This is a genomic window from Klenkia marina, assembly GCF_900101025.1.
Taxonomy (GTDB): Bacteria; Actinomycetota; Actinomycetes; order Mycobacteriales; family Geodermatophilaceae; genus Klenkia; species Klenkia marina.
Genome location: NZ_FMUH01000006.1, coordinates 131,925 through 155,453 on the forward strand (window position 1 = coordinate 131,925; position 23,529 = coordinate 155,453).

Consider the following 23,529-nt stretch of genomic DNA (forward strand, 5'->3'; position numbering starts at 1 on the left):
CAGGAGCACACCGCATGACCGCACAGACCCTCGGCGTCGAGGAGGAGTTCCACCTCGTCGACCCCGCCACCGGGGCACTCGCGGCCAGCTCGACCGTCGCCGACGCCGCCGTCCTCGGGCAGGCCGGGCCGCACGTGCAGCCCGAGATCTCCACGACCCAGCTCGAGACCGCCACCGGCGTGTGCACCACCCTCGCCGAGGTCCGCGCCGCCCTGCAGGAGACCCGCGGGGAAGCGGTGAAGGCGGCCCAGAGCGACGGGCTGACCGTGCTCGCCGCCTCCACGCACCCGTCGTCCGCGGTCGGCGACCTCGTGCTCACCGACGCCCCGCGCTACCGCGTCATGGTGGAGCGCTGGGCCGGCCTGGCCACCGGTCAGGACATCTGCGGCACCCACGTGCACGTCGGCGTCGACGACCTCGACACCGCCGTCCACGTCATGGACCGCGCCCGCCCCTGGCTTCCGTTGCTGCTGGCCATGACCGGCAGCTCTCCGTTCCACCAAGCCGCCGACACGGGCTACGAGTCGTGGCGCACCGTCTGGTGGTCGCGCTGGCCGGTCTCCGGCCCACCCGACCAGCTCGGCGACGCAGCGGGGTACCGGGACGTCGTCCGGCAGCTCGTCGCCAGCGGCATGGTGCCCGACGGCTCGCAGCTCTACTGGGACCTGCGGCCCTCCACCCACGTGCCCACCGTCGAGTTCCGCGGTGCCGATGTCTGCACGGACCTGGACGACGTCGTCCTGCACGCCGCGCTGTGCCGCTCGCTGGTCGCCGTCCTCGCCCGCGACACCGCCCCGGCACCGCAGATCCGGCCCGAGGTGCTGCGCGCCGCCCGCTGGAAGGCCGCCCGCGCCGGGCTCACCGGTGAGCTGTTCGACCCGGCCACCACCGAGCTCGTGCCTGCCGGGACCGCGGTCCGGTCGCTGCTGACCGTCGTCCGCGACGACCTCGACGAGCGCGGCGACCTCGACGAGGTCACCGCGCTCACCGAGCAGCTCCTGGCCCGCGGGACGTCGGCCGCCCGGCAGCGCCGCACCATGCACCGCACCGGCGACGCGGGCGCCGTCGTCCGCGACCTGCTCGAGGTCGGCGGCACCGCCGTCTGACCACCGCTCAGGGCGCGGGCTGCCACCGGAAGCGGTCGACGAACCCGGCCAGGCCCGGCAGGCGGGACGCGAGCTGGAGCAGACCGAGACCCAGCGCACCACCCGCGACGTTGAACAGCAGGTCGTGCACGTCGGCGATGTGGCCCCCGCCCAGCAGGTGGGCGGTGAGGTACTGCGTCACCTCGATGGCCAGGCTCGCCGCCGTCACGACGGCCACCACCCGCAGCCACGACGGCCGCGCCAGCACGAGCGCCACCAGTACGCCCAGCGGCACGAACACCAGCACGTTCATGACGGCGTCGGACACCTCGTACTCCGTGGTCGGGTCCAGCACGAGGTACTCCGTCCAGGGCACGTCGGCTCCCGGCTTGTCCAGGAACACCGGGAACACGGTGTTCGCGACGATGCCGGCGGCGTACACGCTCAGCGCGACGGCCACGGCGGCACGCGGGACGCTCCACCGGCCGCTGCGGTGCAGCGACCACAGCAGCAGAGCGAGGACGACCGCGCCCAGCGGGACGACGACCGGCAGCACCGGGACCTGGCGGAACACGTCGGGGGTCTCCTCGCTCGGGTCATCGGTGCCGGCCCATGATCCCCGACCACGGCCCGGCGGCACCGATGAGTTCCACCCGCGCGCGCCGTCCCCACCCCGAACCCACGACGAGGAGCAACGCATGCGCAGGGTGGTCGCGTACGAACTCGTGTCCCTGGACGGCGTCGCCGAGGCCCCGGACACCTTCATCACCACCTGGGACGACGTCCTCGACGCCAACCTGGCCGACGTCATCGCCACCCAGGACGCCGTGGTGCTCGGCCGGCGCAGCTACGACGAGTGGGCCGGCTACTGGCCGACCAGCGACGTCGAGCCGTTCGCCACCTTCATCAACGGGGTGGCCAAGCACGTCGCCACCTCCACCCCGCTGACGACCCCGTGGGCGAACAGCACGGTGGTCGACGGCGACCTCGGGGCCCACGTCCGCGACCTGAAGGCCCAGCCCGGCGGCGACATCGGCGTGCACGCCAGCATCTCGGTGGTGCAGGCGCTGCTGGCGGCCGGCGTGGTCGACGAGCTGCGGCTCGTGGTGGCCCCGCACGTCGCCGGTACGGGTCGGCGGCTGCTCGACGAGGTGCCCGCCACCGCGCTGCGGCTGACCAGCAGCACCACGTCCCCGACCGGCCACCTGGTGCTCACCTACCGCCCCGGGGCCGCCGTCGAGTGAGCAGCCTTCGTCGTCGGCGGGGCCCGGGAACAGCAGTCGGCGCACGGTGGACGCGCGCGCCGCACGCGCGCAACGCGCGGGCATTGTCAGCGCAACACAGCAGGGCCACAGTGAGCGCCACCCGACCCCGCCGGAGGCAGCTCGTGACCGCTGAACCGACCACCACGACCGGCACCAGCGAGTACCTCGCCAAGCGCCAACTGCGCACCGGCACCGCGGGCTGGCCACTGCTGGCCGGGCTCGGCGTCGCCGCGGTCATCTCCGGCGACTACGCCGGCTGGAACTTCGGCCTGGCCGAGGGCGGGTTCGGCGGGCTGCTCATCGCCACCGTGCTCATGGGGATCATGTACATGGCCATGGTGTTCGGCCTCGCCGAGCTGGGCGCCGCGCTGCCGACCGCCGGCGGTGGCTACACCTTCGCCCGCCGCGCCCTGGGCCCCTGGGGCGGCTACGCCACCGGCGTCGCCGTCCTGCTCGAGTACGCCATCGCCCCGGCCGCCATCGCCACGTTCATCGGCGGCTACGTCGAGTCGCTGGGCCTGTTCGGCATCACCGACGGCTGGTGGGTCTACCTCGCCGTCTACGCCCTCTTCATCGGCGTGCACCTCATGGGCGTCGGCGAGGCGCTCAAGGTCATGATGGCCATCGCGGCGGTCGCCGTCCTCGGGCTCGTGCTGTTCCTGCTCGGCGCGATCCCGGCCTTCGACGCCGCCAACCTCACCGACATCGCGCCCACCGACGCCGCCGGCGCCTCGGACTGGTTGCCGTTCGGCCTGCTCGGCGTGTGGGCGGCGTTCCCGTTCGCGATCTGGTTCTTCCTCGCCGTCGAGTGCGTGCCGCTGGCCGCCGAGGAGGCCAAGGACCCCGCGCGCTCCATGCCCAAGGGCATCGTCGCCGCGATGGCGGTGCTGGCCACCCTCGCCGTCCTCATGCTGCTCTTCACCACGGGCGCGGGCGGCGCGCAGCTCATCTCCGAGTCGGCCAACCCGCCCGTCGACGGGCTCCAGCCGGGCACCCTGCAGACGGTCGTCAACTACATGGGCCTGGTCGGGCTCGTGGCCAGCTTCTTCTCCATCGTCTACGCCTACAGCCGGCAGACCTTCGCCCTCTCCCGCGCCGGTTACCTGCCGCGCTCGCTGTCGGTCACCAACAGCCGCAAGGCCCCGGTGCTCGCGCTGGTCGTGCCCGGCGTCGTCGGCTTCCTGCTCACCCTCACCGGCCAGGGCGCGACCCTGCTCAACATGGCGGTGTTCGGCGCGGCCCTGTCGTACGTGCTGATGATGACCAGCCACATCGTGCTGCGCCGCCGCGAACCCGACCTGGAACGGCCGTACCGCACCCCGGGCGGGATGACGACCACCGGGATCGCCCTCGTGCTCGCCGTCCTCGCGGTGCTGGCCACCTTCCTGGTCGACCCGCTCGCCGCCGGGCTGACGCTGGTCGCGTTCGGCGTCTTCATGGCGTACTTCGCGCTGTACAGCCGGCACCACCTCGTGGCCGCCGCCCCGGAGGAGGAGTTCGCCGCCCTGGCAGCGGCCGAGGACGACGTCCGATGACCGCGCGCCGGGCAACGGTGGCCGGCCACACCTACGAGTTCCCCACGCTGGTCGAGGTGATGGCGAAGGCCACGCCCGCCCGCTCGGGCGACGTGCTCGCCAGCTGCGCCGCGACGTCGGAGGCCGAGCGGGTCGCGGCCCAGACCGTGCTCGCCGACCTGCCGCTCACCACGTTCCTCGACGAGCAGGTCGTCGGCTACGACGAGGACGACGTCACGCGGCTCGTCCTCGACACCCTGGACGCCGACGCCCTGGCTCCGGTGCGGGCGCTGACCGTCGGCGGGTTCCGCGAGTGGCTGCTCGCCCGCGCCGCGCTGGGCGACGAACCGGCCATCTCGGGGCTGGCGAAGGGCCTCACGCCGGAGATGGTCGCCGCAGTCTCCAAGCTCATGCGCAACGCCGACCTGGTCGCCGTCGGCCGGCGCACCCGGGTGATCACCGGCCTGCGCTCCACCATCGGGCTCCCCGGCCGGCTGGCGTCGCGGTTGCAGCCCAACCACCCCACCGACGACCCGGTCGGCGTCACCGCCTCGCTGCTCGACGGCCTGCTGCACGGCTCGGGCGACGCCGTCATCGGCATCAACCCGGCCACGGACTCCCCGGCGCAGACCATCGCGCTGCTGGAGCTCATCGACGCGGTGATCAGCCGGTACGAGATCCCCACCCAGTCGTGCGTGCTGGCCCACGTCACCACCACCTTGCGGGCGCTGGAGAAGGGCGCCCCGGTCGACCTGGTGTTCCAGTCGGTCGCCGGCACGCAGGGCGGCAACGAGGGCTTCGGGGTGACCCTCGACCTGCTCACCGAGGCCCGCGACGCGGCCCTGGCGTTGAACCGGGGCACCGTCGGGCGCAACGTCACCTACTTCGAGACCGGGCAGGGGTCGGCGCTCTCGGCCGGCGCGCACCTGGGCGTCGGCGGCCGCCCGGTCGACCAGCAGACACTGGAGTGCCGCGCCTACGGCGTCGCCCGGCACTACGACCCGCTGCTGGTCAACACCGTCGTCGGGTTCATCGGCCCCGAGTACCTCTACGACGCCAAGCAGGTCATCCGCGCCGGCCTGGAGGACCACTTCTGCGGCAAGCTGCTCGGCCTGCCCATGGGCGTCGACGTCTGCTACACCAACCACACCGACGTCGACCCCGACGACACCGACACCCTCACCCTGCTGCTCGGCGCGGCCGGGTGCTCGTTCGTCATCGCCGTCCCGGGCTCGGACGACGTGATGCTGCACTACCAGTCGTTGTCGTTCCAGGACGTGCTCACCACCCGCCAGGTGCTGGGCCTGCGCCCGGCGCCGGAGTTCGAGGCCTGGTTGCAGCGCATGGACCTGGTCGACCACACCGGCCGGGTGCGCGAGCTGACCGCCGACGCCCCGCAGGCCCGAGCACTGCTGGCTGCAGCCCGATGAGCGACGCCTTCGAGGTGCTGCGGGCGGCCACCCGGGCGCGGGTGGCGCTGGGCCGGGCCGGCGACGGGCTGCCCACCGACCGGCTGCTGGAGTTCCGCGCCGCGCACGCCGCCGCGCGCGACGCCGTCCACACGCCCCTGGACGTCGACGCGGTCGTGGCCGAGCTCGGGGAGACCGGCCTCGACGTGCTGACGGTGACCTCCGCGGCGCCGGACCGGGCCACCTACCTGCAGCGTCCCGACCTCGGCCGCCAGCTCGCCCCCGGCACCTCCCTGCCGGCAGGTGAGCACGACCTCGCGCTGGTGGTGGCCGACGGGCTCTCACCGCTCGCCGTCGCCGAGCACGCCGCGGGCACCGTGGCCGCGGTGCTCGAGCGGCTGGCCGGGTGGTCGGTGGCCCCGCTGGTGGTGGCCACCCAGGCGCGGGTGGCCATCGGCGACCAGATCGGCGAGGCACTGGGCGCCCGCATCGTGGTGGTGCTCATCGGCGAGCGGCCGGGGCTGTCGTCGGCGGACTCCCTGGGGCTCTACCTCACCTGGGGCCCGCGCACCGGCCGGGCCGACAGCGAGCGCAACTGCATCTCCAACGTCCGCCCGCCGCACGGCCTCGGCTACGCCCAGGCCGCCGAGACGCTCGCCGGTCTGCTGCTGGCCTCGCGCGAGCTGGGCGCGTCGGGCGTGGTGCTCAAGGACGAGGGGACGGCGCTGCCCCCGGGCGCCGGCTGACAGGATCGGGGGCGTGTCCACCAACGCGACCACCACGCTGACGGTCTGGTCGGCCGACCGCGGCGCGCTGGCGGCCTACCGCGCCCGGGTCGCCGGCCCGGAGGCGGTCTTCTCGCTGGAAGCGGCCGTGCCCACCGGCCTGGCCCTGGACGCCTGGGACTGGGAGCGGGCCACCGCGCTGTGGGGGTGCGGGCGCCCCGAGCTCCCCGGGGGAGCGCTCACCGACCTCGGCGACCGGCTGGTCTACCAGGTCGACACGCCCTGGGCCCCGCCGCACACGGCCTTCGCCACGCTCAGCGCGGCGTTCCCGGGCACGGTGGCGCACGCGCTCACCACCTGCGAGACCGAGTACGCCAGCACCGCCTGGTTCGCGGGCGGGCGCACCGTCGACATGCGCGAGACCGAGCTCGACCTGCCCGAGGAGGAGCTCGACGACTGGGACGGCGAGTGGCATCTGCCCGCCGACTGGTCCTTCGACGTCGCCCGGGCCCGCGCGCTCCTCGGCTGATGGCCTGTCGGGCGCCCGGTCCGCCGTCGTCGGTCAACCGGGTGGGGCGAACCAGGGTTCGGTGACGACGACGTCGAACCGGCCGGCCAGCGCGGCCCGGACGTCGTGCAGCAGCCGGGCGCCGAGGGCCAGGTAGGCCGGGTCGCCGGGACCCACGACCGGCAGCCGGTCCTCCGCGTAGGCGGCGGTGAAGGCGTGGAGCTGCTCGACGAGCCCGGTCGGCAGACCGAGCGCGGCGGGGTCGACCGCCCGGCCGCGGGCGTCCCACAGCGGCCCGGCGCTGCGCTCGGGCCAGAACTCCAGCCGCGGTGTCATCCGCCGCCGCGGCGGGCACCTGCGCCGTCGGGGCCCGGCAGCGGGTCGCTGCGCTGCAGCCAGTGGGGGAGGTGACGCAGCTGCCCGCGGGCGCGCTGGGCGAGCCGACCGCGCCGGGTGGTCGGCGCGGGGACGACCTCGAGGGACGCCTCGGTCTCCGCGGGGGCGGCCTCCGCGGCCTCGGCTCGGGCGTGCAACCGCGCCCGGACGTCGTCCGGCGTGTACGCGCGGCGCTGCCGCTCGTCGCGGGCCAGCACCACCCCGGTCGCGGCCACCCCGGCCAGGCCCGCCAGCCCGATCAGCCGGCCGACCGTCGATCGGCTCACCCGGGCCATCGTCAGCGGCCCGACGGCAGGGTCATGACCTCGACGCCGTCCTCGGTGATGGCCACCGTGTGCTCGCTGTGCGCGGTGCGGCAGCCGGTGGCGCTGCGCAGCGTCCAGCCGTCGTCGTCGGTGACCAGCTCGTCGGTGTCGGTCATGACCCAGGGCTCCAGTGCCAGCAGCTGACCGGGGCGCAGCTTCATGCCCCGCCCCGCGCGGCCGTCGTTGGGCACGTGCGGGTCCTGGTGCATGGTCGTGCCGATGCCGTGCCCGCCGAAGTCGGTGTTCACCGAGTAGCCGGCCCCGCGCAGCACCTCGCCGACCGCCGCGGAGATGTCGCCCAGCTTGACCCCGGGACCGGCGGTGGCGATGGCCGTGGCCAGGGCCTTCTCCGTGGTCTGGATCAGCCGCACGCTCTCGGCCGGGCGGGCATCGCCCACCACGAAGCTGATGGCCGAGTCCGCGGCGACCCCGCCCAGCACCACGGCCAGGTCGAGGCTCAGCAGGTCGCCGTCGCGCAGTGCGTAGTCGTGGGGGAGGCCGTGCAGCACGCCGTCGTTGACCGAGGTGCAGATGTAGTGGCCGAACGGGCCGCGGCCGAACGAGGGCGCGTAGTCGACGTAGCAGGAGGTGGCGCCCGCGCCGAGGATGATCTCCTTGGCCCACTGGTCGATCTCGAGCAGGTTGGTGCCCACCGTCGCGCGGCTCTTCAGCGACTGCAGGATGTCGGCCACCAGGGCGCCGGTCTCGCGGGCGCGGGCGACCTGGGACGGGGAGAGGATCTCGATCACGCCGGTCATGTTATCCCGGTACTAGTATCCCGGTCATGGTCCGGTTGCCCCTCACCCCCGACGACGTCGAGCGCGGCCGCCGGCTGGGCGCGCTGCTGCGCCGGGCCCGCGGCGGGCGGTCGATGCTCGACACCGCCCTGGCCGCCGGCATCTCGCCCGAGACGCTGCGCAAGATCGAGTCCGGCCGGGTGGCCACCCCGGCGTTCACCACGGTGGCCGCGGTGGCCGAGGTGCTCGGGGTGTCGCTGGACACCGTGTGGGCCGAGGTCGCCCGCCCGGCCGACGCCTCGCTGACCGCCTGACCGCCTGGCCGCCTGACCGCCGTCGGCGCGCACCGGGCCGGCGCTAGGTTGACCCGGTGCTCAGCCTGGACGCCGCCGTCGACCTCACCCGCACCGGCGACGTGTGGCTGTTCCGGGGCGCCTCGGTCGCCGACCGGGCCATCCAGACGCTGACGAACTCGCCGGTCAACCACGTCGGCATGGCCGTCGTGCTCGAGGACCTCCCGCCGCTGCTGTGGCACGCCGAGCTGGGCAAGTCGCTGCCCGACGCCTGGACCGGGGAGCACCAGCGCGGCGTGCAGCTGCACGACCTGCGCGACGCGGTCTGCGTGTGGCGGCAGAAGTACGGCCAGCGGGCCTGGCTGCGCCAGCTGGTCGGCCCGGCCGACGACGGCGGCGTCACCCCCGCGATGGAGGACGCCGTGCTGCGGGCGATCGCCCGCAACGACGGCCGGCCCTTCCCGACCACCGCCCGACTGGCCCGCGGCTGGGCGAAGGGGCTGGTCAACCGCAGCACCGACGCCGAGACGGTCTTCTGCGCCGAGCTGGTGGCCGCGACCTACACCGCGATGGGCCTGCTGCCGGCCGGGCGACCGCTGAACTCCTACGACCCGGGCAGCTTCTGGTCCGGCGACCGGCTCGAGCTGGTGGACGCCCGGTTGGGGCCCGAGGTGGCCGTCGACGTGCCGGCCGCCGGGCCCTGGACCCGGTAGGTCGTCTGCACCATGCCGCCGCCGAGCACCTCGGTGGAGGTGTGCTCGAGGTGCACGTCGCCCGGCAGCGGGCCGAACAGGCTGAAGCCCTCGCCCACCAGCACGGGCACCCGCGACAGGGTGAGCGTCTGCACCCGGCCGCAGGCCAGCATCGTGCGCACCGTCTGGCCGCCGTCGACGTAGACCCGCCCGTACCCGGCCGCCTCGAGCGCGGCCACCGCCTCGTCGAGGTCGCGGTGCACCACGACCCGGGGATCGGCCGCCGGGTCGAGGGTGGAGCTGACGACGTGCACGGGCTTGCCCTGGTAGGGCCACTCGCCGTGCGGCTCGATCACCCGGTACGTGCCGCGACCCATGAGGAGCGCGTCGACGGACTCCACGAACGCGGTGAAGCCGGCGTCGCCGGGGGAGCCCGACCCGTCGGTGGTCTCGAGGAAGTCGAGGCCGTCGTCGTGGCGGGCGATGAAGCCGTCGACGCTGAGACCCAGGAACACGTGACCGGTGAACGTCATGGCGGCACCCTCGCACGGGCCTCCGACATTTCCCGCCCGGCCGGCGGTCCAACCGTGGCCCCACCCGATGGGGGGACGCGGAGAAGGTTGGGCGCAACCTTCCCCGCGTCGCGGCCGACATCGCGGGCATGACCACCACCCTCACCGTCGCGGCCCCGGCCGTCGACCTCGACGCCGCGCTGCTGCCTGGCCCGACCGCGCTCCACCACCGCCTGCAGGAGCGCCTGGCCGCGGCCGCCGCGCAGCCGGGCTGCCTGGTGGTCGTCGGTCTGCTCCGCAAGGACACCGGGTGGCCACTGGCCGCCGGTGCCCTGACCACAGTCACCGCCCTGCTCGCCGGCGCCCTGCGCGGTGAGGACTGGCTGGCCCGGGAGGACCACACCGAGTTCGGCGTGCTGGTGACCGGCAGCCCCGCGGACGCCGACACCGTCGCCGAGCGGCTCACCGGCGTCGTCACCGGTGCCGTCACCGGCCTGCACGCCTGCGCCGGGGTGGCCACCCTCGAGGACGGGCTGACCGCCCACGAGGTGACCCGCCGTGCCCTGCTGTGCCTGGACGCCGCCCGGCACCGCGGTCCCAACGCCGTCGTGCACTACTCCGGCACGCGCTGACCCGCTGAGTCGCACCGACGTCGCCGGCCCACCGACTCCGCCGGCACCGGGGTGTTCCCCCACCCCCGGTGCCGGCGGGCATCACCCCGTCAGACCCCGACCCTCACCCTCGCATCGAGGGTGAGGGTCGTGTCGTCGGGGCCGGCGACGGCGTCGTCGTGGGTCACGCAGACCACCACGCGCCCGGCCAGGGCCCGGCGCAGGTCGGCGACCAGCGCGGCGGCCGTCGGGCCGTCCAGGTGGGCGGTGGGCTCGTCGAGCAGCACCACGTCGCGGTCGGCCAACAGGGCCCGGGCCGCGGCCAGCCGACGCCGCTCGCCACCGGACAGCGCGGCCCCGCCGGACCCGACTGCGGTGTCCAGCCCGTCGGGCAGCCCGGCGACCAGCGGACCCAGCCCGCACACGGTCAGCGCCCCGATCATCGCGACCTCGTCGACCGAGCCCCGTGGCCCGGCCAGCGCCAGGTTGGCCCGGATCGAGGACGCGAAGACGTGCGCCTCCTGCGGCACCCACGCGATCGCCGTCCGCAGGTCGTCGCCGACGAGGTCGGTGGCCGGCGTCCCGGCGACGTCGTAGCGGCCCGCCCGCGGCCGCAGCGCGGCCAGCAGCACCGCGAGCAACGTCGACTTGCCCGCCCCCGACGGGCCACGCACCACCAGCCACCCGTCGCGGTCGGCGGTCGACGACACCTCGCGCAGCACGTCCGGTCCACCGGGCCAGCCGGCGACGAGCGCCTCGGTGGTCAGCCGGTCCACGGGCACCGGGACGGCGGACGGGGTGGCCGGGTCCGGTGCCACCGGTGCGGTGCGGACGGCGTCCACCCGCGCCCGGACGTCGTCCCAGGCGCCGCGTCGTTGCAGTGACCCGACCCAGCCGGTGAGCGGCTCGGCGAGGGCCAGCGGCGCGAGGGCGACCACGGCCAGCACGGGTCCGGTGAGCCCGGTGGCCCAGCCGAGGCCGGCGGCCACGACGGCGGCCAGCCCCGTGCCCGCCGACACCACGCCGTCGGCCAGCGCGCCGGTGCGGGCGGCGCCGAGCGCGGCGGCTCGCTGGGCGGCGGCGATCCCGCGCACCCGGTCGCCGGCGCCCACGGCCAGCCCGTGCGCCCGCAGGTCGGCGGCGCCCTCGAGCACGGTGCTGGCGCCCTCCAGCGCGGTCACCCGCAGGGTGGCCTCGGCGCGGGCGGCGTCGGCGTCCACCCGTCGGTGCAGCAGCACGACCGAGCCGGCCACCACGAGCAGCACGGCGAGCACGCCGGCCGCGGCGGCCGGGGACAGGAGCGCGAGCACCCCGCAACCGATCAGCGCGGTGGCCGCGGCCACGGCCGGCGGGGTCAGCACGCGCACGGAGAGGTCCTGCAGCAGCGCGACGTCGCCGACCACGCGGCCCAGTGCCGTGCCGGGGGTGCGCTCGGCGGCGATGCCCTGCCGGGCCAGCGCCCGCCACACCGACACCCGGGTGCTCGACGCCAGCCGCAGCGCCGCGTCGTGGGCGGCCAACCGCTCGGCCCACCGGGCGACCGCCCGCAGCAGCCCGAAGCCGCGGACGCCGACGATGGCCACCAGCAGCGTCAGCACCGGCGGCATCTCGGCGGCCCGCACCACCAGCCAGCCCGACAACCCGGTGAGCGCCACGCCGGCCAGCGCGGTGACCGTGCCGGTGCCCACCGCCCGGGCGAGCGCCGCCCGCGGCCACCCGGCAGCGTCGGTGCCGCCCGACCCGTCCGGAACGCCGGAGGCGTCGGCGGCGGCCGAGTGTGCAGTTGCGGTCGCCGGCGTCGGCGCGGCGGTGCGGGTCGCCGACCGCAACTGCACAGTCGCAGGCACGGTCGAAGGCCCGGGCACGGGCGATGCGGGGGCGGGCGGTGCGGCGAGGGCGGGGAGGACCACCTCGCGGTCGGCCAGGGCGGCCAGCTCCGGGTCGTGGGTGACCAGCACGGTGGTCACCGTGCCGCGCAGGGCCGTGAGGACGGCGGTGACCCGGGCCGTGGCGGCGTCGTCCAGGTGGGCAGTGGGCTCGTCGAGCAGCAGCAGGCCCGCCCCGCGCCGCACCCGCACCAGCGCGCGGGCCAGGGCGACCCGCTGGAGCTCGCCGGGGGAGAGGGTGGTGCAGCGACGCCCCGCCAGCGATCCGGCGCCCACCCGGGCGAGGGCGTCGACCACGAGCCCCTCGGCGACGACCGCGTCGAGCGGGTCGGCGACGTCGATCCCGGCGTGCAGGCGCAGCTCGTCGGCCACGGTGTCGCCGACGGTGCGCGGGTGCTGCGGGACGACGGCGACGCGCGCGGGCACCCCGGCCACGGCACCGGTGACCTCCGCCGAACTGGGCAGCGTGCCGGCCAGCGCGGCCAGCAGCGTCGACTTGCCCGATCCCGAGGCGCCGGTGAGCGCCACCAGCTGGCCAGGGTGCACCCGCAGCGACGTGGGCGGGAGGGCGGAGGCGGTGCGGCCGGGATGGCTCACGGCGAGGTCCTCGACCACGAGGTCGGCCCCGCGGGGGTCCTCGTCGTGGGACCCGGCGACGGGGGCCGAGGTCGCGGGGGTGCCGACGGGGGCTCCGGAGGTCGCGGTGGCGGCGACGGGAGCTGCGGAGGTCGTGGTGGCGGCGACCGCTCCGGCGGTCGAGGCGGCAGCGGGGGCGGCGAGCACGGCGCGGGCGTCGGCCGCGGCCTGCCCGGCGTCGGCGTTCGCGTGGTAGGCCGCGCCCAGCGCGCGGAGGGGGGCGAACGCCTCGGGGGCCAGCAGCAGCGCGGTCAGGCCGATGCCCAGCCCGAGGTGGCCGTGCACCAGGCGCAGGCCCACGGTCACCGCGACCAGGGCCACCGAGAGGGTGGCGATCAGCTCGAGCACCAGGGAGGAGAGGAAGGCCAACCGCAGCGTGGCCGTCGTCGTCCGGCGGTGGTCCTCGCCCAGGCGGGCCAGGGCGGCGGTCTGCTCGGCGGCCCGGCCCAGGCCGGTGAGCACCGGCAGGCCGCGGACCAGCTCGGCCACGTGCCCGGCGATGCGGTCCAGCGCCCGGGCCGAGTCGGCGGTGCGGTCGGCGGTGTACTTGCCGACCAGCACCATGAACACCGGCACCAGCGGCAGCGTGAGCGCGATGAGCACCGCCGAGAGCCAATCGGTGCCCAGCAGCACGAGCAGCAGCACCGGCGGCACGACCAGGGTCTGCGCGAACGCGGGCAGGTAGGTGGCCAGCGCCGGCGCCAGGTCGTGCAGGCGGGTGGTCACCAGCACGGCGGCCGGCCCGGGTCCGCCGGCGGCCTCGACCGCGGCGGGGGAGGCGGTGAGCCGGTCGAGCAGCCGGCCGCGCAGCTGGTCCTCGCTGCGCCGGGCGTCGCGGGCGGCGAGCACCGCGCCCACCGACCCGGCCGCGGCGCGCACCAGGGCACCCGCGGCGGCCAGGGCGAGCGCGGCCAGCGGCGACCGGCCGTCGACCACCGCGGCGACGCCCTGCGCCAGCCCGGCGGCCAGCGCCACCATCCCGACGGTCTGCACCAGGGCGACCACCCCGGCCCGGACGACGGCCCCGGTCACCCCGGGGACGCCGTCCAGCGGGGCGAGCGGACCGCGGGCGGTCGTGCCGCCGCTCGTGCCGGAGCTCATGCCGCGGCGTGGTCGAGCTCGGGCTCGGCGGTGAGCCGCTTGCGGAACACCCAGTAGGTCCACGACTGGTAGCCCAGCACCACCGGCAGGCCGAACGCGGCGACCCAGGTCATGACGGTGAGGGTGTAGTCGCTGACCGACGCGGTGCTCACCAGGACGTCGAACGCGGGGTCGACCGTCGAGGCCAGCACCGTGGGGTACCCGGCGCCGAAGATGGCCCCCGTCGAGGCCAGCAGCACCAGCGCCCAGCCGAGGAAGGCCTGGCCCTCGCGGTCGACCTTGAGCCGGGTCCAGGTGACCACCACGGCCAGCGCGGCCAGCAGCCACAGCACGGTCGAGACCAGCCCGCCCGAGCGCAGCACGACCAGCCCGGCCCAGGCCAGCAGCGGCAGCGCGGCCAGCGGCGACCAGCGCAGCGCGAACGTCCGGGCCCGCAGCCGCAGCGGGCCCTCGGTCTTCAGCGCCAGGAACACCGCGCCGTGCACCATCGAGTACGCGAGCACGGCGACGCCGCCGAGCAGGACCGGCCAGCCGAACCACGAGAACGCACCGCCGACGCGGTACCCGTCCGCGCCGATCGGCAGGCCGAGGGTGGTGGCCCCCAGCGCCCCGCCGATGCCGACCGCGGCGATGAGCGAGCCGGTGGTGATGACCCGGGTCCAGGCGGCGTCCCACCGCTCGTCGTGCTCCTGGTGCCGCCACTCGAAGGCGACGGCCCGGATGATCAGGCCCAGCAGCACCAGCACGAAGGCCAGGTACATCGAGGGCAGCCAGCTGGCGTACCAGCCGGGGAAGGCGGCGAACACCGCGCCGACGGCGGTGATCAGCCAGACCTCGTTGCCGTCCCAGACCGGGCCGATGGTGCGCAGCATCAGGTTCTTGTCGGCACGCTTCTCGTCGGCGTCGCCGCGGGCGAGCACGGGCAGCAGCGCGGCGACGCCGAAGTCGAAGCCCTCGAGCAGCAGGAAGCCGGTCCAGAGCACCGCGACGGCGATGAACCACAGGGTGGGGAGGTCCACGTCTCGCTCCTCAGTACGCGAACTGGAGGACGTCGTCGCTGGCGTCGTCGTCCGGTCGGGTGGGGGGTGGGGTGTCGTCGTCGTCGTTGCTCTTCCCGCCGCCGATGCCCGGGGCGGCGGTGGTGTCGCCCTCGGTCACGCCCTTGCGCACGAAGCGCACGATGAGCCCGACCTCGATGACAGCCAGCACGCCGTAGAGCACGGCGAGGCTGATGAGCGAGGTCCACACCTCGGCGGCGGTGATGCCCGGTGATACGGCCTGGGCGGTGAAGAAGTACACCTGCTCGGCCCGTGGCACGTCGGGGTTGGGGTAGACGACGAAGGGCTGGCGGCCCATCTCGGTGAAGATCCACCCGGCCGCGTTGCCGACGAACGGGGCACCGACGGCCAGCAGCGAGCCGTACACCCCGATGCGCGAGGTGGGCACCCGGCCCTTCCGGGTCGACCAGAGGGCGTAGGCGGCGACCGCGGCGGCCACCATGCCCATGCCGATCATCAGCCGGAAGCCCCAGTAGGTCACCGCGAGCACCGGCGTGTAGTCGATGGGCTCGCCGGCCTTGTCGCCGAAGCTCGGGTCGTCGGGGTAGGTGGCGCCGTACTCGGCGGCGTACTGCTCCTGCAGCTGGTTGACCCCGGGCACCGGGCTCTCGAAGTCGCTGTGGGCCAGGAAGCTGAGGATGTAGGGGATGGTGAACGAGTGCACGTCGTCGCACTCGTTCGAGCCCAGCTTGTTGAACGCGAAGATCGAGAAGGACGCCGGGGCCTCGGTCTCGCACAGCGCCTCGGCCGAGCTCATCTTGAGCGGCTGCTGCTGGTACATGAGCTTGCCCTGCCAGTCGCCAGTGAGGGCGGTGAGCGCGAAGGCGGCGAGGGCCACCCAGCCGCCCAGGCGCACCGACCGGCGCCAGACGGCGTGGTCGACGTCCTCGGTGCTCTTCTCGGCGAGCTTGCGCTTGCGCAGGTGCCACAGGCCGATGCCGACCAGCAGGGTGCCGGCGACCAGCAGTGCGGCGACCATCGCGTGGGTGAAGGCGGCCAGGGCGGTGTTGTTGGTCAGCACCGCCCAGAAGTCGACCTGGCGGGGGCGGCCGGTCTCCTGGTCGACGACGACGCCGACCGGGTGCTGCATCCACGAGTTCGCCGCGATGATGAAGTAGGCGCTGATCGCCGAGCCCACGGCCGCAGCCCAGATGGTGGCCAGGTGCAGCTTCTTGGGGATGCGGCCCCAGCCGAAGATCCACAGGCCCAGGAAGGTCGACTCGAGGAAGAACGCGAGCAGGGCCTCCAGCGCCAGCAGCGAGCCGAAGACGTCGCCGACGAAGCGCGAGTACTCGCTCCAGGCCAGCCCGAACTGGAACTCCTGCACCAGGCCGGTGGCCACGCCGAGCACGAAGTTGATCAGGAAGATGCGGCCCCAGAACCGGGTCATGCGCAGCCACTCGGCGCGGCCGGTGCGCACCCACATCGTGTGCATGACGGCGACCAGCAGCCCCAGTCCGATGGTCAGCGGGACCATCAGGAAGTGGTAGACGGTCGTGATGCCGAACTGCCAGCGAGCGATCTCGAGCACGTCCACCGCGGCGGCCTCTCTGCCTGTCGTACGATCGGTCGACTTCTTTCTACGCCATGTAGAACCAGAATTTCTACTGTGCGTAGAAGACGCGCCGGTGATGTACGAGACAGGGGGGCGGACGTGGAGTCGCTGGGGGAGCTCGAACGGGCGGTCATGGACCGGCTCTGGGCGCAGGGGGCCGCGCTGTCGGCGGCCGAGCTGCGCGACGCGCTGGCCGACCGGGGGCTGGCGCTGACCACGGTGCACACCGTGCTCAGCCGCCTCGAGGGCAAGGGTTTCGTGCAGCACGACGACGCCCGGCCGCGCCGGTTCGCCGCCGTCGCCAGCCGCGAGGAGCACGCCGCCGGCCTCATGCACGAGGTGCTCGGCCAGGCCGCCGACCGGCAGGCGGTGCTCGCCCGGTTCATCGGCTCGGCCACCCCGGGCGAGACCGAGATGCTGCGCGCCCTGCTCGCCGACACCCCCTGACGCCGGCTGCCGTGCTGACCCCTTCGATCTCGTCCGCCTTGGCCGCCTCCACCGTCCGGCGCTGACCCCGTGCTGCCGTTGACCGCCGTCCTGCTCGGCCTGCTGGCGTTCGCGCTCGCCTGGCCGGTGCCGGCGGTCCTCGCCCGGGCGCGCTGGCCGCGCCGGGACCCGGTGTCCGCGCTGGTGCTCTGGCAGGCGATCGGCCTGGCCGGGGGCCTCTCGATGATCGGCGCCCTGCTCGTGCACGGTCTCTCGCCGTGGGGCGGTTCGCTGCCCGCGGCGTGGTGGGCGTGGGCGCAGCACTGGTTCACCGGCGAGCTGCCCCAGCAGCCCGTGCGCGGGGACCACTGGGTGGCCCAGACGCTGGCCGCCGTCCTGGCGCTCGAGCTGCTCGGGGTGCTGGTGCTCTCGCTGGTGCGCACCGCCCGCACCCGGGCCCGGCACCGGGCGCTGCTGGAGCTGATCGTCGACCCGGTGCCCGGCGTCGACGCACGCGTGCTCGAGTCGCCGGTGCCCGCCGCCTTCTGCATCCCCGGGGCGCGGCCCCTGCTGGTGCTCTCGTCGGGCATGGTGGCCGAGCTGGCCCCCGCGGAGCTGGCGGCGGTGGTCGCGCACGAGCGGGCGCACCTGGGCGAGCGCCACCACTTGCTGCTGCTGCCCTTCGTGGCCTGGCGCGAGGCGCTGCCCGTGCTGCCGGCCGCCGACCGCACGCACGACGCCGTCCGCGACCTGGTCGAGATGCGCGCCGACGACGTAGCCCTCCGGGCGCTGGCCGACCCCGCCCCGCGGCGCACCCTGGCGAGGGCGATCGTCGCCGCCGCCGAGGGTGGTGCCCCACGGGGTGCGCTGGCGGTGAACGGCGGGGTGCTGACGACCCGGGTCACCCGCCTGCTGGACCCACCCGAGCCCCTGCCGCGCTGGGCGAGGCCGTTGGCGGTGGGTGCGGCGGCTGCCCTGCTCCTGCTCCCGACCGCCCTGCTCCTGCTCCCCGCCCTGGTCTGACGCGCGCCGCGTCGAGCTCCCGCGTCGGGCTCCCGCGCCCCGGCCCGATCCGCCCCCCGTTGACCTTGCAGTTCGGCAACGCCGCCACGCCGACGGACGGCGTGCCGCCGTTGCCGAACTGCAAGATCACGGAGCGTCGGGGGTCCACCCGCGGGACAGCAGGGCCCGGCGGCAGCGGTCGACGACGTCCGTGCGCCGGTGCAGGTGCTGCTTGGCGAACCGCAGGACCAGTTCGCCGTCGGCCGCCATGTTCGTGTACCGGTCGACGTCCCGGCCGAACTGCTCGGGCGAGCGGTGGCCGTCGCCCTCGTACTCCACGCGCACCCGGTAGCGCCGCCACCCGAGGTCGTTGTGCGCGACCTCGTCGCCGTTGCGGTCGAGGACCGCAGGTTGGATCTCCGGGTCGGGCAGGTCGCTGTCGAGCAACCACACCCGGATCAGGCTCTCGGGGCGGGACATGGCGCGCCCGTCGAGCTGCGGTGCCCGGTGGCGGGCCCGGCGCACCCCGCGCACGCGGTCGGAGCGGGCCAGCAGGTCGGTGAGCTGCTCGGCCGTCATGCGGCCGCTGCGCAGCAGGGCGTCACCGATGGCGACCAGCTCGTCGTCCGGTGTCGTCGCTGCCAGGTCGAGCCAGGTGCGGGCGCCGGACGTCACCCGCAGCAGGGGAGCTCGGGTCACCCGGTCGACCAGCACCACGACGTCGCTCGGGGTGAGGTCACGGCTGACCGCGACGAGTCCGCGGTGGCGGGGCGGCGCGGTGCCCGGCAGCACGACGACCTGGGGTCGGGTGGGTGTGCGGACCACCGGCGCCCCGTGCAGGGCCGCCGCGGTCTGCAGACCGAACGTCGCGGTCGCGGGGAGCACGGTGGCCCAGGCGCGGCAGGCGTTGAGCAGGGTGGGGTCCACCGATCGCGAGAGCCAAGCACCGCGCCCGACGCGGACGCCGTCGGCCTGGACGGTCCGCCAGGTCCAGCCGGCGGCGAGGGCCGATCGACGGCTGTAGGCGGTGGGGTGCTCGACCATGCCGCGACCCTGGGGCCACCTTCGCCCGCGACGGGCGCCCAGGCGACATCTGTGGACAGCACCCGGCGATGTGGACGCCGACCAGCGCCCCCGAGCCGAACCTGCTACGCCGTCCGGGGCCAGACCGACTCGTCGACCTTGCAGAACCGCAACGGTGGCTCGCCGGCGGCAGGCGTGTCGGCGTTGCGCTTCTGCAAGATCGACGACACCGAGCGGGCGGATGCGTGCGGGCGGGCAGGAGCGCGGGGTGGGCGGACGGCGGGGTCAGGTCTGGGTGTCGAGACGAGCTTGCAGGGTGGCGACGTCGTCCTGGAGGGCCACGATGACCTCGGCGGAGACCAGGCTGTGGCCGTCGTCCAGGAGCAGGCGGATGCGAGACGCCGTCACCAGCTGGGCGCGCGACCAGCGGCGGTGCCCACCGGCCGAGCGGGCCGGCTCGACGACGCCGGCGGTGTCGAGACTGCGCAGGAACGCGACCTGGACGCCGAGCAGCTCGGCGGCCTGGCCGATCGTGAACGTGGCCCGGTCGGGGTCGTCCAACCGGGCCAGGGGATCAGGTGCCGGAGGGGCGGGGTGGGCCCGCCCCTCCGACGAGTCGGCGGTCAGCTCTCCACGGCCTGGGGTGCGGCGCCCTCGATCGTGGCGGGCGTGTCGGACCGGCTCACGGTGATCTTGCGGGCCTTGGCCTTCTCGGCCACCGGGATGCTGACGGTCAGCACGCCGTCGTGGTAGCTGGCCTCGAGGCGCTCGGTGTCCAGGCTGCGGCCGAGCACCAGCTGGCGGGTGTAGCTGCCGAAGGGCCGCTCGGCCACCGACCACTCGGCGCCCTCGAGCTGCGGCACCGAGCGCTCGGCCGAGATGGTGAGCGTGGTGCCCTCGATCGACAGGTCGATCGAGCCCGGGTCGACGCCGGGCAGGTCGAAGTGGGCGACGAACTGGTCGCCGACGCGGTAGGCGTCCATCGGCATGCCGGCCAGAGCGCGGGCGGTGGTGGTGCCGGCGCGCGAGGTGAGCTGGTCGAGGGCACGGAAGGCCGAGGAGAGCGGGCTGGCGGAGCCGAACGGGTCGTACGCGGTGAGCATCAGGAAGACACCTCCGGAAGAGCTGTGCTGTTGTCCAGTCGCTGAACCTCCAGCGACGACTACAGAATACCTACACCGCGCCGCATGGCAAACACGGAAAATTCGTCGATCTTGCAGAACCGCAACGCCGCAACGCCGCACCCCGGCGCGCCACCGTTGCGCTTCTGCAAGATCAACGGCGGGCAGGCGCGTGAGGGGCGGGGCAGGGCGGAAGGGGGAGGGGTGCGGGCGCGGTGCGGGGTCAGTGCTTCCAGCGCACCGCGCGGCAGACGGCCTCCGGGGAGGCGCCGTCGAACAGGGCGATCTCGCCCCGCCGGACGTCGGCCACCGTCGCCGACAGCTCCTCGCCGAAGGCCCCGGTGAGCACCTCGTCGGACTCGAAGGCCTGCACCGCCTCCGCCAGGGACGCGGGCAGCGGGCGGATGCCGGCCTCGCGGCGGCCCTCGTCGGTCAGCGAGGCGGGGTCGACGCCCACCGGGTCGGGCAGCCGCGCCCCCGCCCGCACCCCGGCCAGCCCCGCGGCCAGGCACCCGGCCATGAGCAGGTAGGGGTTGGCGGCCAGGTCGAGGCTCTTGACCTCGACGTTGGCCGAGGCCTGCCGGTTGCCGTCGGGGCCGGTGACGAACCGCAGCGCGGCCTCGCGGTTCTCCAGGCCCCACGCGGCGTAGGCGCCGGCCCAGTGCGAGGGCACCAGCCGCAGGTAGGAGGCGACCGAGGGCGCGCCGACGGCCAGCAGCCCGGGCAGGTGGGCCAGCAGCCCGGCGGTGAAGCCCTCGCCCTCCGGCGTCAGCCCGAAGGTGCCCTCGCCCCCGCTCATGAGGTTCTCCTCGCCCCGGTTCAGCGACAGGTGGAGGTGCCCGCCGTTGCCCACGCCGTCCGCGGTGACCTTGGGCGAGAACGACACCCGCAGCCCGTGCTGGGCCGACACCGCGGTGATGGTGGCACGCACCAGGAGGGCGGTGTCGGCCGCGGCCACCGGGTCCTGGGCGGCTACCGAGACCTCGAGCTGGCCGGCGGCGTACTCGGGGTGGAACTGGTCGACCGCGACACCCTGCTCGGTGAGGGCGTCGAGCAGGTCGCGCCCGTAGTCGCTGACCTCGGCCAGCCGGGTCATGCCGTACGCCGGGCCGGACAGCGCGGGCACGAAGGCGTCGGCGTCCTCCGGCGTGCCGTCGGGGCGGGACACGACCCACTCGACCTCGAACGCGGCCCGCACGTGCAGGTCGCCCAGGTCCGACACCATCCGGCGCAGCAGCGAGCGGGAGCACTGCACGTGCGGCACCCCCGCCTGGGTGTACCGGTCCACCGGCGCCCACGCCCAGCCGGGCTGACCGGCCAGCACGGTGAGCCGGGCGAGGTCCGGGTGCAGTCGCAGGTCGCCGATCGCCGAGCCGGCGAACCGGCCGGCGACGATCGAGTCGTCGAGCAGGAAGCCGTCGAACACCGGGCTCATGCCCACGCCCCACTGCGCCGCCGAGGGCAGCTTGGCCAGCGGCACCGTCTTCACCCGGGTGATGCCCGAGGTGTCGACCCAGGGCAGGGCGACGGCGGTGACCCCGGCGTCCTCGAGCTCGGGCAGCAGGGCCTCGGCGGCCGAGCGGCGGGCGTCCCGGGTGGCGGTGTCGAGCTGGTCCATGCCGGGAGTCTCACACCTGGGCGCCCGGGGCGTCAGAGATCGGCGGCGATCGCCCGGGCGACGGCCACCACGGCGGCGCCCAGCTCGGCCTCGTCGTCCCGATGCCCGGTCCAGACCACCGCGGCGGCCGCGGCGGCCCCGCGCACCGGCGCCGACAGCGAGCGGACCCCGGGGATGACCTCGCCCTCGCTGACCGCCCACCCCGTGGCCCGGGCGGTGCGCAGTTCGGGGCGGTCGTGCTCGGCGTCGGGGTCGGGCATGAGCAGCGCGAGCCCGGGGGCACCGCGGCCGATCGGGTGCCGGGTGCCCGGACGCCGGGTGACGTGGCTGGGCACGTCGCGGGGCTCGACGCTGGTGAGGGTGACGGCGTCGTCCCCGGCCCGGACGACGAGGAACCCGGTGCACCCGAACCGCTCGACCAGCGGGGCGAGCCGGGCGTTGGCCGCGGCCTGCAGGCTGGTGCGCACGCCGCGGGCCAGCACCGAGACGGTGAGCCCCAGTCCGAACCGGCCGGCGTCGTCGCGCTCGACGAAGCCGCGGTCCTCCAGCGTGCGCAGCAGCCGGTAGGTGATCGAGCGGTGCAGGTCCACCGCGGTGGCGATCTCCATGACCGGCCGGGGCGACCCGGTGGCCGCCAGGTGCTCCAGGATGCGCAGACCCCGGTCGAGGGTCTGGGACTGCGGCGCGGTCACCGGGTCAGCATGTCAGTGGCCGTCCACACCCAGGTCGGCGCCGCGGGTCTCGCGGATCGCCGTGACCGCGGCGAAGGAGATCGCGGCCAGCACCATCATGTAGACGCCCACCGAGATGCCGGTCCCGGTCCGCTGCACGAGCAGCTCGCTGATCGCCGGTGTGAACGCCCCGCCGAGGATCGCGCCGAGGGCGTAGCCGATGGAGACCCCCGAGTACCGGACGGCGACCGGGAACAGCTCGGCGTACATGGCCGACATCGGCCCGTAGGACAGCCCCAGCCCGATCGTGAGGACGACGACGCCCAGCCCGAAGGCCCAGATGTTCGCCGAGTCGACGAGCAGGAACATCGGGATCATCCAGACGAACACGAGCGCGTAGCCGATCTGGAAGGTGCGCACCCGGCCGATGCGGTCGCTGAGCGCGCCGCCGTACAGGGTGAACACCAGCCAGGACGCCGAGGCCACCACGATCGCGGTGAGCACCGGGCCGCGGGCCAGGCCCAGGGTCTGGGTGCCGTAGCCGATGAAGTAGGCGATGACGAGGTAGCCGGCGGCGTTGTTGGCCACGAACACCAGCGCGGTCAGCACGACCTGCTTGGTGTTCGTGGCGAACAGGTCGCGCAGCGGGGCCGAGGACTCGCGCTTGCGCTCCTGCAGCTCGCGGAAGACCGGGCTCTCCTCGACGGAGCGGCGGATCAGGTACCCGATGCCGATGAGCGCGATCGAGAGCAGGAACGGCACCCGCCAGCCCCACTCGAGGAACTGGTCGGGCGTGGTCACCGACGTCATGAGCAGCAGCACGCCGGTGGCCAGGATCAGCCCGAGCGGCACCCCGACGCCGGGGTAGGCGCCGAACAGCCCGCGCTTGGACAACGGCGCGTGCTCGACGGCCATCAGCGCGGCGCCACCCCACTCGCCACCGGCGGAGAAGCCCTGCAGCACCCGCAGCACGACCAGGATCACCGGCGCGGCGACGCCGATCGAGGCGTAGGTGGGCAGCAGCCCGATGAGCGCGGTCGAGCCGCCCATGAGCAGCAGGGTGAACACCAGCATCTTCTTGCGGCCCAGCCGGTCGCCGTAGCGGCCGGCGACGATCGCGCCCAGCGGTCGGAACAGGAAGCTGATGCCGATGGTGGCCAGCGACAGCACGGTGGCCAGCGCCTCGTTGCCCTCGCTCACCGGGGCCAGGAACAGCGGCGCGAGCACGAGGGTCGCCGCCTGGGCGTAGATGAAGAAGTCGTACCACTCGATGGTGGTGCCGGCGAGGGTGCCGGCCAGGACCTTGCGTTCCTCGCGGGTGGTCGGGCGGGGGTCGGACGTCGTCGTCACGGTGCGCTCCTCGGCGGTGGTTCGGCGGTG

25 protein-coding genes are annotated in these 23,529 nt (G+C 74.9%); 11 read left to right on the plus strand and 14 right to left on the minus strand.

Features of this window, described 5'->3' with window-relative positions; genetic code table 11:
• Positions 1-14 precede the first annotated feature (14 nt).
• Positions 15-1,106, plus strand: coding sequence for a carboxylate-amine ligase (locus tag BLP29_RS16955; protein WP_092806702.1), 1,092 nt, complete (start codon positions 15-17; stop codon positions 1,104-1,106).
• A 7-nt stretch (positions 1,107-1,113) separates the two neighbouring features.
• Here the strand turns inward: BLP29_RS16955 and BLP29_RS16960 are convergent, their stop codons facing one another.
• Complete coding sequence (locus tag BLP29_RS16960) at positions 1,114-1,659, minus strand: VanZ family protein (RefSeq protein ID WP_092806703.1); 546 nt, start codon at positions 1,657-1,659, stop codon at positions 1,114-1,116.
• Positions 1,660-1,783: 124 nt separating this feature from the next.
• On the opposite strand from BLP29_RS16960, the gene BLP29_RS16965 reads away from it, so the two are divergent.
• The 5 genes from BLP29_RS16965 (at position 1,784) to BLP29_RS16985 (ending at position 6,527) form a co-directional block, all read left to right on the plus strand.
• Entirely contained in the window at positions 1,784-2,329 is a 546-nt protein-coding gene (locus tag BLP29_RS16965; RefSeq protein WP_092806705.1) for a dihydrofolate reductase family protein, read from the plus strand.
• Between the two features lie 143 nt (positions 2,330-2,472).
• Complete coding sequence (gene eat, locus BLP29_RS16970; RefSeq protein WP_092806707.1) at positions 2,473-3,885, plus strand: ethanolamine permease; 1,413 nt, start codon at positions 2,473-2,475, stop codon at positions 3,883-3,885.
• Entirely contained in the window at positions 3,882-5,294 is a 1,413-nt protein-coding gene (locus BLP29_RS16975; RefSeq protein ID WP_092806709.1) for an ethanolamine ammonia-lyase subunit EutB, read from the plus strand. Before eat ends, BLP29_RS16975 begins: the two co-directional genes overlap by 4 nt.
• Positions 5,291-6,019: an ethanolamine ammonia-lyase subunit EutC gene (gene eutC, locus BLP29_RS16980; RefSeq protein WP_092806711.1), complete on the plus strand. Its 729-nt coding sequence runs from the start codon at positions 5,291-5,293 to the stop codon at positions 6,017-6,019. The genes BLP29_RS16975 and eutC overlap by 4 nt, the downstream gene beginning before the upstream one ends.
• A 13-nt stretch (positions 6,020-6,032) precedes the next feature.
• Positions 6,033-6,527, plus strand: a complete 495-nt coding sequence (locus tag BLP29_RS16985) for a hypothetical protein (protein ID WP_092806713.1) — start codon at positions 6,033-6,035, stop codon at positions 6,525-6,527.
• 33 nt (positions 6,528-6,560) lie between these two features.
• Here BLP29_RS16985 and BLP29_RS16990 read toward each other — a convergent pair whose 3' ends face one another.
• From BLP29_RS16990 to map, 3 genes are read right to left on the minus strand one after another with little or no spacing between them, the layout of a single operon-like run.
• Complete coding sequence (locus BLP29_RS16990; RefSeq protein ID WP_092806715.1) at positions 6,561-6,842, minus strand: hypothetical protein; 282 nt, start codon at positions 6,840-6,842, stop codon at positions 6,561-6,563.
• Positions 6,839-7,168: a hypothetical protein gene (locus tag BLP29_RS21335; protein ID WP_207798561.1), complete on the minus strand. Its 330-nt coding sequence runs from the start codon at positions 7,166-7,168 to the stop codon at positions 6,839-6,841. The genes BLP29_RS16990 and BLP29_RS21335 overlap by 4 nt, the downstream gene beginning before the upstream one ends.
• Before the next feature lie 11 nt (positions 7,169-7,179).
• Positions 7,180-7,956: a type I methionyl aminopeptidase gene (gene map, locus BLP29_RS17000; protein ID WP_092806997.1), complete on the minus strand. Its 777-nt coding sequence runs from the start codon at positions 7,954-7,956 to the stop codon at positions 7,180-7,182.
• A gap of 35 nt (positions 7,957-7,991) precedes the next feature.
• On the opposite strand from map, the gene BLP29_RS17005 reads away from it, so the two are divergent.
• Positions 7,992-8,258, plus strand: coding sequence for a helix-turn-helix domain-containing protein (locus BLP29_RS17005; RefSeq protein ID WP_092806717.1), 267 nt, complete (start codon positions 7,992-7,994; stop codon positions 8,256-8,258).
• Positions 8,259-8,314: 56 nt separating this feature from the next.
• A complete protein-coding gene (locus BLP29_RS17010; protein WP_092806719.1) occupies positions 8,315-8,950 on the plus strand; it encodes a hypothetical protein in 636 nt (211 codons plus the stop codon).
• Here BLP29_RS17010 and BLP29_RS17015 read toward each other — a convergent pair.
• Positions 8,842-9,462, minus strand: a complete 621-nt coding sequence (locus BLP29_RS17015) for a dihydrofolate reductase family protein (protein WP_092806721.1) — start codon at positions 9,460-9,462, stop codon at positions 8,842-8,844. The two genes, BLP29_RS17010 and BLP29_RS17015, sit on opposite strands and share 109 nt — an antisense overlap.
• Before the next feature lie 128 nt (positions 9,463-9,590).
• On the opposite strand from BLP29_RS17015, the gene BLP29_RS17020 reads away from it, so the two are divergent.
• Positions 9,591-10,073, plus strand: a complete 483-nt coding sequence (locus BLP29_RS17020; protein WP_092806723.1) for a nucleotidyl cyclase domain-containing protein — start codon at positions 9,591-9,593, stop codon at positions 10,071-10,073.
• A gap of 89 nt (positions 10,074-10,162) precedes the next feature.
• On the opposite strand, the gene cydC is transcribed toward BLP29_RS17020, so the two are convergent.
• Genes cydC through BLP29_RS17035 form a run of 3 tightly spaced genes read right to left on the minus strand, consistent with a single transcriptional unit; the run spans position 10,163 to position 16,270 of the window.
• A complete protein-coding gene (cydC, locus tag BLP29_RS17025) occupies positions 10,163-13,675 on the minus strand; it encodes a thiol reductant ABC exporter subunit CydC (protein WP_092806725.1) in 3,513 nt (1,170 codons plus the stop codon).
• Positions 13,672-14,694: a cytochrome d ubiquinol oxidase subunit II gene (gene cydB / locus BLP29_RS17030; protein ID WP_092806727.1), complete on the minus strand. Its 1,023-nt coding sequence runs from the start codon at positions 14,692-14,694 to the stop codon at positions 13,672-13,674. The genes cydC and cydB overlap by 4 nt, the downstream gene beginning before the upstream one ends.
• A 10-nt stretch (positions 14,695-14,704) precedes the next feature.
• The gene (locus BLP29_RS17035; protein WP_092806729.1) at positions 14,705-16,270 is read right to left on the minus strand and encodes a cytochrome ubiquinol oxidase subunit I; all 1,566 of its coding nucleotides are present in this window, start codon (positions 16,268-16,270) and stop codon (positions 14,705-14,707) included.
• 117 nt (positions 16,271-16,387) lie between these two features.
• Here BLP29_RS17035 and BLP29_RS17040 point away from each other — a divergent pair, with 117 nt between their 5' ends.
• Both BLP29_RS17040 and BLP29_RS17045 read left to right on the plus strand, forming a co-directional pair.
• Positions 16,388-16,735, plus strand: coding sequence for a BlaI/MecI/CopY family transcriptional regulator (locus BLP29_RS17040; protein ID WP_092806731.1), 348 nt, complete (start codon positions 16,388-16,390; stop codon positions 16,733-16,735).
• Between the two features lie 69 nt (positions 16,736-16,804).
• Positions 16,805-17,737, plus strand: a complete 933-nt coding sequence (locus tag BLP29_RS17045; RefSeq protein ID WP_092806733.1) for a M56 family metallopeptidase — start codon at positions 16,805-16,807, stop codon at positions 17,735-17,737.
• Between the two features lie 126 nt (positions 17,738-17,863).
• On the opposite strand, the gene BLP29_RS17050 is transcribed toward BLP29_RS17045, so the two are convergent.
• The 6 genes from BLP29_RS17050 to BLP29_RS17075 all read right to left on the minus strand — a co-directional run bounded on the left by BLP29_RS17050 (position 17,864) and on the right by BLP29_RS17075 (position 23,499).
• Positions 17,864-18,760 (minus strand): hypothetical protein, encoded by an 897-nt coding sequence (locus tag BLP29_RS17050; RefSeq protein ID WP_092806735.1) that lies wholly within the window; start codon positions 18,758-18,760, stop codon positions 17,864-17,866.
• Between the two features lie 264 nt (positions 18,761-19,024).
• Positions 19,025-19,300 (minus strand): helix-turn-helix domain-containing protein, encoded by a 276-nt coding sequence (locus BLP29_RS17055; RefSeq protein ID WP_243470050.1) that lies wholly within the window; start codon positions 19,298-19,300, stop codon positions 19,025-19,027.
• 62 nt (positions 19,301-19,362) lie between these two features.
• Complete coding sequence (locus BLP29_RS17060) at positions 19,363-19,842, minus strand: Hsp20/alpha crystallin family protein (RefSeq protein ID WP_092806737.1); 480 nt, start codon at positions 19,840-19,842, stop codon at positions 19,363-19,365.
• Positions 19,843-20,083: 241 nt separating this feature from the next.
• Positions 20,084-21,478, minus strand: a complete 1,395-nt coding sequence (locus tag BLP29_RS17065) for a glutamine synthetase family protein (RefSeq protein ID WP_092806739.1) — start codon at positions 21,476-21,478, stop codon at positions 20,084-20,086.
• Between the two features lie 32 nt (positions 21,479-21,510).
• Positions 21,511-22,170, minus strand: a complete 660-nt coding sequence (locus tag BLP29_RS17070) for an IclR family transcriptional regulator (protein WP_243470051.1) — start codon at positions 22,168-22,170, stop codon at positions 21,511-21,513.
• A 12-nt stretch (positions 22,171-22,182) separates the two neighbouring features.
• On the minus strand, positions 22,183-23,499 hold the full coding sequence (locus BLP29_RS17075; RefSeq protein WP_092806741.1) for an MFS transporter: 1,317 nt from the start codon (positions 23,497-23,499) through the stop codon (positions 22,183-22,185).
• Between the last annotated feature and the right edge of the window lie 30 nt (positions 23,500-23,529).